The sequence below is a fragment of the Bordetella genomosp. 5 genome (genome assembly GCF_002261475.1).
GTDB lineage: Bacteria > Pseudomonadota > Gammaproteobacteria > Burkholderiales > Burkholderiaceae_B > Bordetella.
This window is the reverse complement of sequence record NZ_NEVN01000004.1, coordinates 132,914-145,935: the sequence shown is the minus strand read 5'-3', so window position 1 is coordinate 145,935 and position 13,022 is coordinate 132,914. Positions and strand designations below refer to the sequence as shown.

Below are 13,022 nucleotides of genomic sequence, written 5' to 3'. Positions count from 1 at the left end.
AGACGAAAAAAAAGTCCGCGAGATGGCGGACATTGGTGCTGGAGCGGTGTCGCGGGCAGCGCCACTGATCGCGCTGACGGTGGACGCAATGCCCCGGACAAATTGTCGCACTGTCCGTCCCGCCGAAGCGGCCAGGATGTCCTGCTAGCGCGACACGCGCCCTGCGTTTGCGGGGGATCAATCGAACGCGTTTTATATCGGCCGCGCGAGCGCTTTTGCGAGGAGACGAACACTAAGCTTGCGCCCATAAGCTGGATACACCGAGGCGCGACATCTGCCGGGCACGGACCAGCGACTCAGCCGTAGGGGTTGCTGCATGGGAAAGAAACTGCTGTCGGCCGCGGCCGGCATCGCGCTGGTTGCCGCCGGCGCCATCGGAGGCGCGCACTGGGTGGGAGAGAGCCGGCGAACGGCGCAAGCCGCCGAGCCCGACGTGAAGGATCCGGGTCGCATCGCGCGCGGAGAATACGTCGCACGTACCGCCGATTGCGTTGCCTGTCATACCGCCCCCGGCGGCCGCCCGTTTGCCGGCGGGCGCGCGATGGAGACGCCGGTAGGCGCCCTCTACACCACCAACATCACACCGGATCCCGAGACCGGTATCGGCCGTTATAGCTATGCCGCGTTCCGCGATGCGGTTCAACATGGCGTGCGCATGGATGGCGCGCCGCTCTATCCCGCGATGCCCTATCCGTCGTACGCCATCATGCCCGACGCGGACATGCAGGCGCTGTACGCCTACTTCCGCAGCGGCGTCGAACCTGTCGTACAGCGCAACGCGCCATCGACCATCCCCTGGCCGCTGAACATGCGCTGGCCGATGGCCTGGTGGCAGCTGCTGTTCGCACCGGACCGTGAGTTCGTACCGCCCGAGGGCGCGGACGCCCGCATCACGCGCGGCGCATTTCTGGTCGAGGGCCCGGCGCACTGCGGTTCGTGCCATACGCCACGCGGCCTCGCGTATCAGGAGAAGGCCATGTCGCTGGCCGATGGCGATGCGTTCCTGTCGGGCGCCGTCATCGATGGCTGGCGCGCGAAAAGCCTGCGCGGCGAGGCCCAAGGCCTGCAAGCCTGGAGCCAGGCAGAGATCGTCGACTTTCTGAAAACCGGCCGCACGGACAAGGTCGCCGCGTTTGGCGCGATGGCGGACGTGGTGGAGCACAGCACGCGCTACTTCACGGACGACGATTTGCAGGCGGTCGCGGCGTATCTCAAGCACCTGCCGCCGGTGGCCGGTCGTCTCAAGCAATTTCCCGACAAAGCGGATACCACCACCGCCGATCTGCAGGCGGGCCGACTCACGACGCGCGGCGCCGTGCTTTATATGGAGTACTGCGCCGCGTGTCACCGTGCCGATGGCCAGGGCGTGCCGCGGACGTTCCCGGCACTGGCGGGCAACTCGGCCGTCTTTGCCGAGTATCCGCAGTCGCTGATTCAGATCACGCTGGAGGGCGGCACCATGCCCGCCAACGATCACGACGCGATGGCGTTTGCGATGCCGGCCTTCCGCATGTTGAGCGACGAAGACATCGCCAGCCTCGTCAGCTTTATCCGTGGTGCATGGACCAATCAGGCGCCGCCGATCGCCGCGCGGGACGTCGCGGCCACCCGCGCGTTTCTCGCGGCAAAGGCGCCGCACATCGTTCCCCAGGTGCAAGGAGACAAGAATGAATGAGCGTATGCGTGCGAGCGTGACGGCTGCCCTGCTGAGTGTGATGCTGGCGCCCGCGGCAAGTCTGGCCGGATCCGGGGCGCGTGCCCCCGCGCAGGAAGCGGCCGAGCCCGCCGCGCGCGCCCCCGGCGAGATCATTCGCTACGAAGTTCGCGACAAGGACGGCAAACGCCTGCCCGACTACGTCATTCCCGACGACACCGCGATCGACCGCGAGCCCAACGCCGCGCAGATCCGGCTCGGTCAGCGCCTGCTCAACGATACCCGCCGCCTGCTGCCGGCCAATACCGGCGCGAGCATGAACTGCAATAGCTGTCATATTCAGCAAGGCAAGAAGCCGCTGGGTGCGCCCTACATCAATACCTTCAACACGTTTCCTCAATACAACCCGCGGGCCGACCGCATCGTGACGCTGGAGGATCGCATCAACGGCTGTTTCCAACGCTCGATGAACGGCAAGCCGTTGGCCCGCGACGGCGCCGACATGGCCGCGATGGTGGCCTACATGAAATGGCTGGCTCAGGATGTGCCTCACGGCGCGAAGGTGCAGATCCAGAACGCCTATCCGATCGACACGCGCCTCGTGCCCGATGCCACGCGCGGCGCGGCGCTGTATGCCAAGCACTGCGCCGCCTGTCATGGCGAGAATGGGGCCGGCAAAAAAGATGCCGCCGGCCAGGTGACGTTTCCGCCCTTGTGGGGCGACGAGTCGTTCAATATCGGCGCGGGGCTGGCGCGCACCTACAAGGCGGCCTCCTTCATTCGCAACAACATGCCCATGGGCGTGAACATGACCGGGCATTGGGGCGAAGGCGGCGTGCTGTCCGACCAGGACGCGGTGGACGTCGCCGAGTTCTTCACCCATATGCCCCGCCCCGACTTCGCGGGCAAGGCCAATGACTGGCCCAAGGGCAACAAGCCGAAGGATGCGCGCTACTGATCGCCGAGGGCACCGAGGTCTCCATCTATGCGGCTGCCAGCGCCATGGTGCGGCTCGCGGGTGCCTCTCGACCTTGCAGCGCCATGCCGTACTCCGCATAAGAGCCGGGCGTGGTGGCAGGCACCACGACCTCGACCAGGCCGGTGTCGATGAAGGCATCGAGCACGCGTCGTACGGCTTTGCGTGCCGCCGCGCGCTCGCGCACGTCCAGCGCGCGGCCCCGCGTGGCATGCCGCACCAACTCCACAACCCGGAACGAGCGCTGCGGATAGGTCTCGAGCAGGTCCATCACTTCCATTGCGTATTTCACAAGATCCTCCTTGCGACAGCTTCGCGAAACATTCCTACGTAGTTCTGATACTGCGCCTGCGACAGCGTGACGCCGGTCGTCTCCGCGATCCAGCGGCGCGCCGCGGTGCCACGCGCGCCGGCATCGAGCGCGCCGAAGCGCGCGTGCTTCTGCGGATACTCGGCGATCACGGCCATGCGCTCATGCCAGGGCAGCATTTCGTACATCGACTGCACCTGCTGGGCGTGACGCTCATTGATGGGCCGCACCACCTCGGCTTCCGACAGGTACGGCGCCATGTTGCCTACGGCGGTGCCAGACCAGGCCCAACGCGCCCAGTTCCAGAGCAGGTCGTCGCCGGTCAAGGTGCGCCCGGAAATCCCGGCATTTGATATTGGCCGAGGCTCGCGCCATTGGCTGCGAGGTGATGCATGCATGTTGTTCTCCTTGATGAGGGCGCGGCGTGGTCGCATCGCACGGCCGCCCAGGTCGAACCGCCACGCTGGCCTTGCGGTTGCCCTGGGCACCCGCAAGCCGTAACGGGGAGCCGCGACGGGAGCCAATGGATGAAAATGACCAATACGGTCATACCTTCGCTGGCGCCGCCCTGCCCACAGCAGGTACACTGGCCTCTCTCCTACAGTGCTGTAGGAAGATTCGCTGCGTTGGTTCGTCAAATTCATGCGAATCAGTCTATTACCAATTTGGTAAACCGCACAAGTGATTTAGCGTTACCATATCGGTTCATTTACCAATCCGGTCAAGGCAGGGCCCGTGCCGCCTATGAAGTCCATCAAAGAAATCCGCCGCGACAATCTCGCGCGCGCCATCGACCTGCGGTGCGATGGCAACCAGACCCGCGCCGCGTTGCTGCTGGGCTACTCCACGCCCTCGTTGGTCAGCCGCTACACCACCAGCGCCAAGGACATCGGCGACCGCGCCGCACGCAAGATGGAAGAAGTCTTCGGCTTGCCGGCCAACTGGATGGACACGCCGCACGAGGCCGCCAACGGTGCTGCCCGTGATCCGGCCGGCGCATCGGCCGCCGCGCCCATCGGCCGCGCGATCCGGCATGTGCGCATGGCGCGCGGCATGTCCGCCGAGAAGCTGGCCGATCTCGCCGGCATCGATGCCGCCGCCCTCGCGGCCATCGAGAAGGGGGCCACGCCGGCTCCTGATGTCTTGGCGCGTTTCGCGCACGCGCTCGAGGTCGACACGCCGCTGCTCGCGCGCCTTTCGGCGCTGTCGTTCGGCGAGGTCACCACCGCGCTGTTGCAGCAGCTTCCGCCCGACGACCTCACCCACACCTTGTCCGAAGACGAAGTCACCTACGTCGGCCCCTATCACGCCACCCGACGGATTCCGGTGGTGGGCATGGCCCAGCTCGGCGAAAACGGCTTCTACGACGAGCTCGAATATCCGGCGGGCCACGGCGACGGCTATCTGCTCTTCAACTCCAAGGATCCCAACGCCTACGTCTTGAAGGTGCGAGGCGACAGCATGAAGCCCGCCATCCGCAACGGCTGGTACATCGTGGTCGAGCCCAGCGGCCGCCCCACCCCCGGCGAGTACGTGGTGCTGCAGCTCGAAGACGGCCGCAAGATGGCCAAAGAGCTGCTGTTCCAGCACGCCCGCACGGGCGACATCGAAGTGATGTCGGTCAATGGCGAGATCCGCATGAGCGTCCCCGGCACGGCCGTCCGGCACGTGCACCCGATCGCGGCCGTCGTCCCGCCGAGCCAGATCATCTACAGCTGAGACAGCGCCCGTGATACCGATTCAGTCCTCGCGCCGCTCGCACGCGCGCCGACACCGCCGGGGCCGCCGCTCGTGATGCCCGACACGCCCCCGGCGCACGGTCCATCCGACGCCCACCCGGCGCTGTTTCGTATCGTCCGATCGCAATTCCCCTTCGGCGCTTTCTTCGGCCATGACCTGATCGCGCTGCTCGATCCGGCAAACCGCCTTCTGCGCGAGGCCGATGGCCTGGCCACCTCCCGCAGCGGCCGGATCAAGCCGATCGGCTATCTGCCCTCGGATCGGCTCAAGGTGCATGAGTTCGATCGGGCCGCGCTCTACCGCCCCACCCAACCGCGGGTCACGCTGTTCGAAGGCACTCACGCCGAGGCCATGCAACGTTGGGCCGCGCTACGCGAGGCCGGCCGCATGCTCAACGCCCTCGACCTCCCCTACCCGTTCCTCGGACTCGGCCCCAACAGCAACTCCGTCGCGTGCACACTCACCGCCGCCATGGCGCTCGACGATCGCCTGCGCTGCGGCCGCCGCCATGCGCCCGGCCGTGGCACGCTGCTGCTGCAGCCCGCTCAGCTCGCCGACCTCCACCAGCGCCACGGCTGGCCGAGCTCGAAGGCCGTCTAGGCGTCCCCTTCCACACACGCGGCCGCTGTTCGCGCCCCTGTCGGCATCGCCGAACCGCCCGATGAGGCGCTGGGCACCCTGCCGCCGCGCACGGCCCCGTCACGTCGCCGCGCTCCCCGGCGAGTAGAATCCAGGCTCCTCACAGGAAAGGCCAAGGCCGCAGGGCATGGCCCTGGTTGTGCGCGCAACAGGGCCGCACGCCTGGCCCTTCCCGGGTCACTCGAGTCGGATGCTGCAATGACGCTATATCTGGTGGTCGCCGCGGGAGCGGTGGTGGCGGGTTTCGTGCAAGGTCTGTCGGGCTTCGCGTTCGGCCTGGTGGCCATGTCGTTCTGGGTCTGGGTGCTCGAGCCGCAACTGGCCGCGGTGCTCACGGTGTTCGGCGGCTTGCTGGGCCAGCTGATCGCCGCCTTCTCCGTGCGCCGCGGCTTCCGCCTGCGTCAGCTGTTGCCCTTCGTGCTGGGCGGCCTCGCCGGGATTCCGATCGGCGTCGGCCTGTTGCCGCTGATCGACACCCACACGTTCAAGCTGGTGCTCGGCACCTTCCTGCTGATCTGGTGCCCCACGATGCTGCTGATTCAGCACATTCCGAAGATTTCGGTTGGCGGCCGTATCGCCGACGCGCTTGCCGGCCTGGGCGGCGGCGTCATGGGTGGACTCGGCGGCTTCACCGGCGTCGTCCCCACCCTGTGGTGCCTGCTGCGCGGCTTCCCGCGCGACGAACAGCGCGCCATCATCCAGAACTTCAATCTGGCGATGCTGGCGGTCATCATGCTGACCTATCTGGGCACCGGCCTCGTCACCCGCGACACGCTGCCCCTGCTCGCGATCGTCGCTCCCGCGATGCTCATCCCCACCTTTCTCGGCACGCGCCTGTATCTCGGCATCAGCGATCAACGCTTCCGCCAGATCGTCCTGGGTCTGCTCACCCTGTCCGGCCTCACCATGCTGAGCTCGGCGCTGGCGCGAATGCTGGGTTAGCCCCCGGCTCCGCGGGCGCGCCGCTCAATTGAGATTTGCGCTCCTGCACCGCCTTGCCCGTCGCCGCAGAACCCGCCGCGCGCCTGGCGCCGCCTGGCGCCGTTTGCCCGCGCATGCCCAGCGCGTGCCCCGCGTCTGCACGCGCCAGCCCGCGTCTGCCACGCGACTGCCACGCGCCTGCCTCGCGTCTGCCACGCGTCTGCCCCGCGCCAGCCCGCGTCTGCCCGCGTCTGCCCCGCGTCTGCCCCGCGCCAGCCCGCGTCTGCCCGCGTCTGCCCGCGCCAGCCCCGCGCCTGCCACGCGCCTGCCACGCGCCTGCCTCGCGTCTGCCCCGCGTCTGCTCGCGTCTGCCCGCGTCTGCCCGCGTCTGCCCCGCGTCTGCCCCGCGTCTGCCAGCGCCTCTCCGCCAGATTCTGTGTATTTCTTTCGGGCTCTCGCCTTTCATAGTCGGAGGATTCTCACTTTCAATTTAACGTTGCATGCGACCCTCCGCTTCCGCCCACAGCACGGCCCACGCCCGCCCCCCTCTCCTGTTGCGTCGTCTGCCGTCGCTCATCGGTGTGTGCGGCACCGCCTTGCTCTATTCGCTGTCTCCCGCCCACGCGCAGTCGTCCGTCTTTGGCGACCTGACCACGCCGGGTGCCGCCTGGGCCGTGAGCGAGGATGGCTCCACCGTAGTCGGAACGCGGTTGTGGCTCAGCACAGGCCCCCAAGAGCCTTGCATGAATTGCACGTTTCGCGCGGTCAATCCAGACGGCAGCGTCGCCGTAGGAACAAACGGCAGCAACGCCATCCGCTGGACCCAACAGTCCGGCCTCCAAACCTTAGATTTCGGCGTCGGCAATACCGACGCGGTTGCCACGGCGGTGACCGCAGACGGAAATACCGTCTACGGATGGCGCCGACTCCAAAGCGGATCGATTCAGGCGATTCGCTGGACGGCAGCCTCGGGCGCCGAAAACTTCAATGCCAACGCGTCGAGGTATGGCGCAGACGCGCGCGTGCTGGACGCCAACGACGACGGCACCGTGGTGGTAGGCTACCAGGGTGACTCGGCCGCGGTATGGCGAAACGGATGGGCCCTTTATGGCAGCGATCGCGTCGCGACCGGCGTCAGCAAAGACGGCAGCGTCGTGGTCGTTGGCGCTCAGTTTGTGCCGGGGCAGTTCTACAACGGCACCAACAACTGGGCCCCCGGCACCCGCGCCATCATCTTCGACCTCGGCGACTCTCGCCGAAACCGTGACCTCGGCACCCTGGGGGGTAACGCCTCCGGCGCGAATGCCGTCAGCCGCGACGGCAAGACCGTGGTCGGCGACTCCACGACGGCCACCGACGAATGGCGAGGCTTTCGTTGGACGCTGGAATCGGGCATGCAATCGGTGGAAGAGTGGCTGCGCTCGGCCGGCGCCACCGTGGAGGGCGTCACCACTCGCAACGCGCGCGGCGTCAATGCCGACGGCTCCGTCGTCGTGGGTCAACTGACCAATGGCAATCCGTACATCGCACGCGCCCCCGCCCGGCAACCGCCCCAAACCACCGTTCCCGACTCCGAGCCCACCACGCCGCCCTCGACGCAGCCACCGTCGACGACGCAGCCGCCGTCGACGACGCAGCCACCCTCCGCGACACCCCCGTCATCCAACCCGCCCCAGTCGTCTCCCCCGACCGTCACCGTGCCGGCTCCCGGCACCGGCCTGATCGATGTGTATGAGTTCAACCAGGGGCTTGCACGGGTCGCGAACGCCGGGCTGGACGCATCGCGAAGCATGACCATGCTGATCAACGGCTTGCACAGCAACCCGATGCGTGGGCTGATCCCCAACGGCGGGCAGTCATCCGCCTGGACCTCGGGCGACTGGGGCAATCAAACCCACTCGCCGTACAACGCCAAAGAATGGAACGCCGAGGTCGGCTTCGGATATCGCGTCAACGAGCAACTGCAGTTCAACATCGCCGGCGGCTACGTCGGCAGTCGCGCCGACACCGGCCTGGGCGGCATCACCAAAACCCAGGCGGGCTACGTCATGCCCGAAGCGATCGTACGCCTGAGCCAGACTCCGCTCTACACCACGATCACCGCGCTGTACGCGTCGGGCCGCTCCGACATCGACCGCGCCTACCTGAACGCCGGCGTTCGAACGTCCGCCTCCGGCAAGCCCGACACCCAATCCTGGGGCGCCCGCGTACGCCTCGACTGGATGAACGCGGCAACGCTGGGCAAGGTCGCCCTGACGCCTTACACGAGCCTCACTTACCTCAACACGCACCTCGACGGCTACACGGAAAAAGACGGCGCATTCCCCGTACGCTGGGACGCTCGCACCACCGACAGCACTACGGCCCACCTGGGCCTGGACGCCACATGGCGCGCCACGGAACGCCTCACGATCCTCGGCCGCATGACCTACGCACACCGCTTCGAAAAACGCGACGTCGCAGCCTCCGGCAACCTCATCGGCCTCTACGACTTCCGCTTCCCCGGCCTCGCCCTCAAGCGCGACTGGCTGCAATGGGGCCTCGGCGTCGAAACCGACATCACGCCCAAGAGCAAAGCGTCGTTCATGGTCAACGTCACGACACAGGGGCAGGCGCCGATCTACTGGGGCTCGTTCAATTACCGGTATTTGTTCTGACACTGCGAACGCGCGCCAGCGGCAACCCATCGCCGCTGGTGCGGACGGTGCCGCTGGCAACACGCGGCCCCGCCACCAGACCCGCACATGTGTCTTTGCGATCTCGGCCCCGCCCCCACGCATCCGCGCCAACCGGCGACAGAGGATGATCGAAGCGCAAACGGAGCCACGGAGCATATCGAGCGGGTCGCGCTTCATCCCATCCCGACACGGACGAATTTCTAAAACAGGCTCGCCGTGGTCGGCCACCACGATCGACTCCCCGGTTGCTTCAATGTGCCGGAAAAGCTCACGCGCACGAGCCCTGAATTCGATCCTTGTGAAAGGTAGTCTGACACCTTTATGCGGGTGGCCGTTCGCCCGATCCCGTAGGTGAGGTCGCAGCCACTGCACCAAAAGCAAAAGGCCGCCCGTGGGCCGCCTTTTGCTTAGGAATATGTATGAAAAGGCAGTCTGACACCTTTAAGCGAAAAGGTAGTCTGACACCTTTATGCGCCAGCCTTGCGATCGTAACCGGTGATACCGTCGACGAGCGTTAATAATGACCACCCAAGGCCCGGTCGCCTTTCAAGCACGCTGATGCCAGGCTGGGAGATAGCTCCCCGGGGGAACCAACGGCGTAGATTGCATGCGTCGCAGTTCAAAAGTAGTCTGACACCTGAACCTAATGCGAGACGGGTGACTGGTATGAAAACCAAAATTCTTGCTGTCGCGTTGACGCTATCCCTTTGCGCCTGCGCTCTCTTTGCATACCTCTGGATCGACCGATCAATAACATTGACATACACTTCGGCGAGCTTCGATCTCAACGCCGCTGTGACGCGACAGCTAAAGGTGCTTTTGGAGGTCGCTTGGGTAGGGATGCCGGAGGACGAAGTCGTTCAGAAGCTGCAAGCCGCGTCTGAACGACTTCCCACTAAGCACTCCTTTATCAAGAAGGAAGAGAATGTGATTTGGTTTAATCAAGTACCTTTCACATTCGACGATGGCAAGTTGGTGAGCGTTGGCTCCCACTAACAGTGCTGCGCAATGGTCAGATAGCCGACACCATCGACTCGTATGGATTACAAAGCACCCACCGCAGAACAACTGCAGGCTCTGAAGAATGCCTACGGGCTCACGGGCAAGCAGATGGCAGCCCTCGCCTGTGTCGGCGAGCAGCACTGGCGCAAGTACACGGGCGGCGCCGAGCCGCGCGAGATGCCATTTCCCAATCTCTTCCATCTCGCCGCACGCTTAGCTCTCTCACAAAGTGAGTTGGCAAAGATCGAGTCGAAGATGCGAGCGATCGGCGCCCAGTTCGACGTCAACGATGCGCCCGCGGCGTGAACGCGCGGATATAGCCCTGCAGCCCGTTCACTTGATCGGCCCACCCCGAATAAGGTGTCAGACTACATTTCACTGTAGGCACCAATAAGTAGATGGCTCCACACCGCTTCTCCCAATAGCCCCCCTGTGGCGCGAACGTTGGAATCGCGGAATAAGGTGTCAGACTACATTTCATTCGATAAGGTGTCAGACTACATTTCCCTGTAGGCACCCGGAATAAGGTGCCAGACTGGACCAATTCGGGTTAGCTCAACCTGAGACCTTTCCGGTCTCAGGGCAATCAGGTATCTGAGTCGCCAGCAGCAGCAGTGGTCGACAAATCCGAAAAGTTGCTGATCCGCACTGCCCCATCCGGAAAGCGGGCCACGATGTCGAGCTGGCCACCCATCGCCTCGATGTGGTTGCGCAGCGTCGAAATGTACATGTCCGTCCGCTTCTCCATCTTGGCAATGGACGGTTGCTGTACGTGCAGAATGTCGGCCAGGGCCTTCTGGGACAGGCCGCGGGCCTGACGCAGTTCCTGCAGTGGCATCTCCCGAAGCATTTCTGCGGTCGCGGCCGTGGCGCGAAGCTGCGATTCCTGCGACATACCCGCCCGGAGTGCTGCAAATTTCTTAGCCATTGTTCTGCCCTTCCTTCCGCAACTGTTCCAAATGCGCGTCGTAGATTTTGTCTGCTCGCGGCACGAATTCTTCATACCAGCGGTCATTGCCAGTCTTGTCGCCGCCGATCAGCAAAATGGCGATTCTTCTCGGATCGAAGGCATACAGCGTGCGTAGTGGATGACCACCCGACTGCGTTCTGAGCTCACGCATGTGCTCGTGCTTCGAGCCCTTGATGCCGCTCGAATGGGGGAACCCGAGCGCCGGGCCGAGATACTCCAGCAGGCCCACCGTGGCTGCCACGGATTCCTGCTCGCTTTCCGATAACGAGTTCCACCAGTGCTCGAACTCGTCGGTGAACTCGACGTCCCACGCTATCAACCGCCTGCCTCTAGCGTCCATGGAATTATAGCCCCGAAGGAATATTCCACCAAAGGAATGCAGATCCCGACAGACGTGCTTGTCGCAACGCCAGAGATCACATCAAAAGGGGTGCAGCAGTATGGATCCTCGGCGCGAACCGATAGAGCCGCCCGCGCAGAAAGGACACACTACCGGGCACACCAGACGCCAGAAACGAAACAGCCGCCATTGCTGGCGGCTGTAGTACCTGATGTTGCAGGATTTCTTGGTAGGCCCCCCGAGAGTCGAACTCGGCACCAACGGATTATGAGTCACCTACCACGAGTGCCGCGCACACACTAAGACATTGATTTAACACCAAATTCCATGTCGCGGCGAGTGTGGCAAGTACTGCGATTTGTGCCCGTTGTGTCAGCTTTTCCCCCACCCTGCCTCGCGCGCGCAGGCTGGCAGGGCTTGCCCGTGGCCCCATTTCGAAAGCTGCACCCCTCCGGTTGATACGGCCCACAGATCCGGCGGTTCACCCCCCCGCGACCTCCGAAGCACTGCAAAATCGTATTTGCGATCGCTCGGGGTCTCTCGGACTGAGAGATGCGACGCGCTAACGCGGCTGGCCGAGTTCTTAGTGCAATTTCAATCCGACGACTGCAGATCTCTAGGCTACGGAAGAAGGGTTATGCAAAGCCGGCTTACTCGACGAAAGGCCCAATAGCGCAGCGCCATTGTGACAGCCGCTGACAGACGATACACTTGGAGACACCTCGCTCACACCCGCCCGGCTCAGGCTCCCGTTAAAGGCGCCCCACGATCGGGCATCACCAACTGGGTCCACCTGTGTTGAATCGAAGCGCTTGTTTTAGGTTGATGGCCAGCGCCGCACTGCTTATCCTGGCCGGATGTGCCACGGCTCCCGCTCCCAATCTGGTCAATGGCCGATATTACATGGCCGGCGATGCTTCATGCGAACGGTACCGCGTATTGAATGACACTCGGATCATGTGCCAAGACAAGAGCGGCGCGGATACGGGTTATCGAGACGCAATGAGCGCCTACGACATCCAAGTTTATCTGATGGCAATGCAGCAGCAGAATGCGCAGATGATGTCTCTGACGCAGCAACTGCAGCTAAACCAGCAAATGCAGCAGTCTCGGCAACAGCCGACCTATTATGTCCCTCCGCCCGTGCTAGCTCCTTCTAAGCCCACGCGCATGCAGTGCATGAACAACGGACCGGTCACGAACTGCAACATGTATTAGAGGCTGCATTCCGCCAAGCCGAGGCTTGGCGCAACCACCCCTACGAGCAGGTTTTCGCCGGGTCTTTACATCAGCGCCATAATATTTCCCCCTATCTTGAGGAGCGGCCCACATGGCGAACGTAGTCTTGAACATTATGATCGGACTGGGTACCGGCATCGTGGCCGGTATTGTTGTCGTGCGTGCAACGCGGTTCGGACATCTGAAGCAAGAACTGCATCGGATGATTAGAAACTGGGGCGTGATGGGGAACGAAGTAATAGAGCCGCTAGACTGCCGCAGAATGCGGGACATCGCAGCGGAACTCGCCTTTTTGGGGCACAGATTAGCCTGCGAGTCTGTCTTATCTGCGTCCGCTGAAGTTGAACGACGTCAGGATCCCGGGCAGCTGAAGTCGCCCGAGCCGACGTGGCCTACCAATCTCCTGGATCTTGATCGCGTACTCCAGAAACGCTTCAGGGAGCTACGCCCGGACTGGATAGCAATCCTTGTCAATGGAAGCCTCTGACAAACGCACAATCTCCAAATATGCCAATGCAGTCAACACCGGCGCCATCAGATCGAGTGTCGGTTG

At 64.0% G+C, this 13,022-nt stretch carries 14 protein-coding genes; 10 read left to right on the top strand and 4 right to left on the bottom strand.

Translation table 11 applies throughout. The features are described 5' to 3' along the window. Window positions 1-316: 316 nt before the first annotated feature. Together CEK29_RS07205 and CEK29_RS07200 are read left to right on the top strand one after the other, a co-directional pair. Complete coding sequence (locus tag CEK29_RS07205) at window positions 317-1,675, top strand: c-type cytochrome (protein WP_094857705.1); 1,359 nt, start codon at window positions 317-319, stop codon at window positions 1,673-1,675. Next, window positions 1,668-2,612: a c-type cytochrome gene (locus CEK29_RS07200; protein ID WP_094857704.1), complete on the top strand. Its 945-nt coding sequence runs from the start codon at window positions 1,668-1,670 to the stop codon at window positions 2,610-2,612. Before CEK29_RS07205 ends, CEK29_RS07200 begins: the two co-directional genes overlap by 8 nt. A 25-nt stretch (window positions 2,613-2,637) precedes the next feature. Here CEK29_RS07200 and CEK29_RS07195 read toward each other — a convergent pair whose 3' ends face one another. Both CEK29_RS07195 and CEK29_RS07190 read right to left on the bottom strand, forming a co-directional pair. After that, complete coding sequence (locus CEK29_RS07195; protein ID WP_141218316.1) at window positions 2,638-2,922, bottom strand: hypothetical protein; 285 nt, start codon at window positions 2,920-2,922, stop codon at window positions 2,638-2,640. Then, window positions 2,919-3,266 (bottom strand): hypothetical protein, encoded by a 348-nt coding sequence (locus CEK29_RS07190; RefSeq protein ID WP_141217929.1) that lies wholly within the window; start codon window positions 3,264-3,266, stop codon window positions 2,919-2,921. Before CEK29_RS07190 ends, CEK29_RS07195 begins: the two co-directional genes overlap by 4 nt. A 418-nt stretch (window positions 3,267-3,684) precedes the next feature. On the opposite strand from CEK29_RS07190, the gene CEK29_RS07185 reads away from it, so the two are divergent. The 6 genes from CEK29_RS07185 (at window position 3,685) to CEK29_RS07155 (ending at window position 10,226) form a co-directional block, all read left to right on the top strand. Further along, window positions 3,685-4,659, top strand: coding sequence for an XRE family transcriptional regulator (locus tag CEK29_RS07185; protein WP_094800411.1), 975 nt, complete (start codon window positions 3,685-3,687; stop codon window positions 4,657-4,659). 75 nt (window positions 4,660-4,734) lie between these two features. After that, a complete protein-coding gene (locus tag CEK29_RS07180; protein WP_094857702.1) occupies window positions 4,735-5,280 on the top strand; it encodes a hypothetical protein in 546 nt (181 codons plus the stop codon). 237 nt (window positions 5,281-5,517) lie between these two features. After that, window positions 5,518-6,261, top strand: a complete 744-nt coding sequence (locus tag CEK29_RS07175; RefSeq protein WP_094800415.1) for a sulfite exporter TauE/SafE family protein — start codon at window positions 5,518-5,520, stop codon at window positions 6,259-6,261. A 722-nt stretch (window positions 6,262-6,983) separates the two neighbouring features. Continuing rightward, window positions 6,984-8,897, top strand: a complete 1,914-nt coding sequence (locus CEK29_RS07170) for an autotransporter domain-containing protein (protein ID WP_141218315.1) — start codon at window positions 6,984-6,986, stop codon at window positions 8,895-8,897. Between the two features lie 687 nt (window positions 8,898-9,584). Beyond that, window positions 9,585-9,914 carry an Imm58 family immunity protein gene (locus CEK29_RS07160; protein ID WP_176456848.1) on the top strand — a complete coding sequence of 110 codons (330 nt, stop codon included), beginning with the start codon at window positions 9,585-9,587 and terminating at the stop codon, window positions 9,912-9,914. Window positions 9,915-9,956: 42 nt separating this feature from the next. Continuing rightward, window positions 9,957-10,226 (top strand): transcriptional regulator, encoded by a 270-nt coding sequence (locus tag CEK29_RS07155; protein ID WP_094857699.1) that lies wholly within the window; start codon window positions 9,957-9,959, stop codon window positions 10,224-10,226. Between the two features lie 280 nt (window positions 10,227-10,506). Here the strand turns inward: CEK29_RS07155 and CEK29_RS07150 are convergent, their stop codons facing one another. Together CEK29_RS07150 and CEK29_RS07145 are read right to left on the bottom strand one after the other, a co-directional pair. Next, complete coding sequence (locus tag CEK29_RS07150; RefSeq protein ID WP_094857698.1) at window positions 10,507-10,848, bottom strand: XRE family transcriptional regulator; 342 nt, start codon at window positions 10,846-10,848, stop codon at window positions 10,507-10,509. Beyond that, entirely contained in the window at window positions 10,841-11,230 is a 390-nt protein-coding gene (locus tag CEK29_RS07145; protein WP_255176092.1) for a type II toxin-antitoxin system RelE/ParE family toxin, read from the bottom strand. The genes CEK29_RS07150 and CEK29_RS07145 overlap by 8 nt, the downstream gene beginning before the upstream one ends. A gap of 1,002 nt (window positions 11,231-12,232) precedes the next feature. On the opposite strand from CEK29_RS07145, the gene CEK29_RS07140 reads away from it, so the two are divergent. Together CEK29_RS07140 and CEK29_RS07135 are read left to right on the top strand one after the other, a co-directional pair. Further along, the gene (locus CEK29_RS07140) at window positions 12,233-12,448 is read left to right on the top strand and encodes a hypothetical protein (protein ID WP_094857697.1); all 216 of its coding nucleotides are present in this window, start codon (window positions 12,233-12,235) and stop codon (window positions 12,446-12,448) included. 112 nt (window positions 12,449-12,560) lie between these two features. Then, window positions 12,561-12,956, top strand: coding sequence for a hypothetical protein (locus CEK29_RS07135; RefSeq protein WP_094857696.1), 396 nt, complete (start codon window positions 12,561-12,563; stop codon window positions 12,954-12,956). Window positions 12,957-13,022 lie beyond the last annotated feature (66 nt).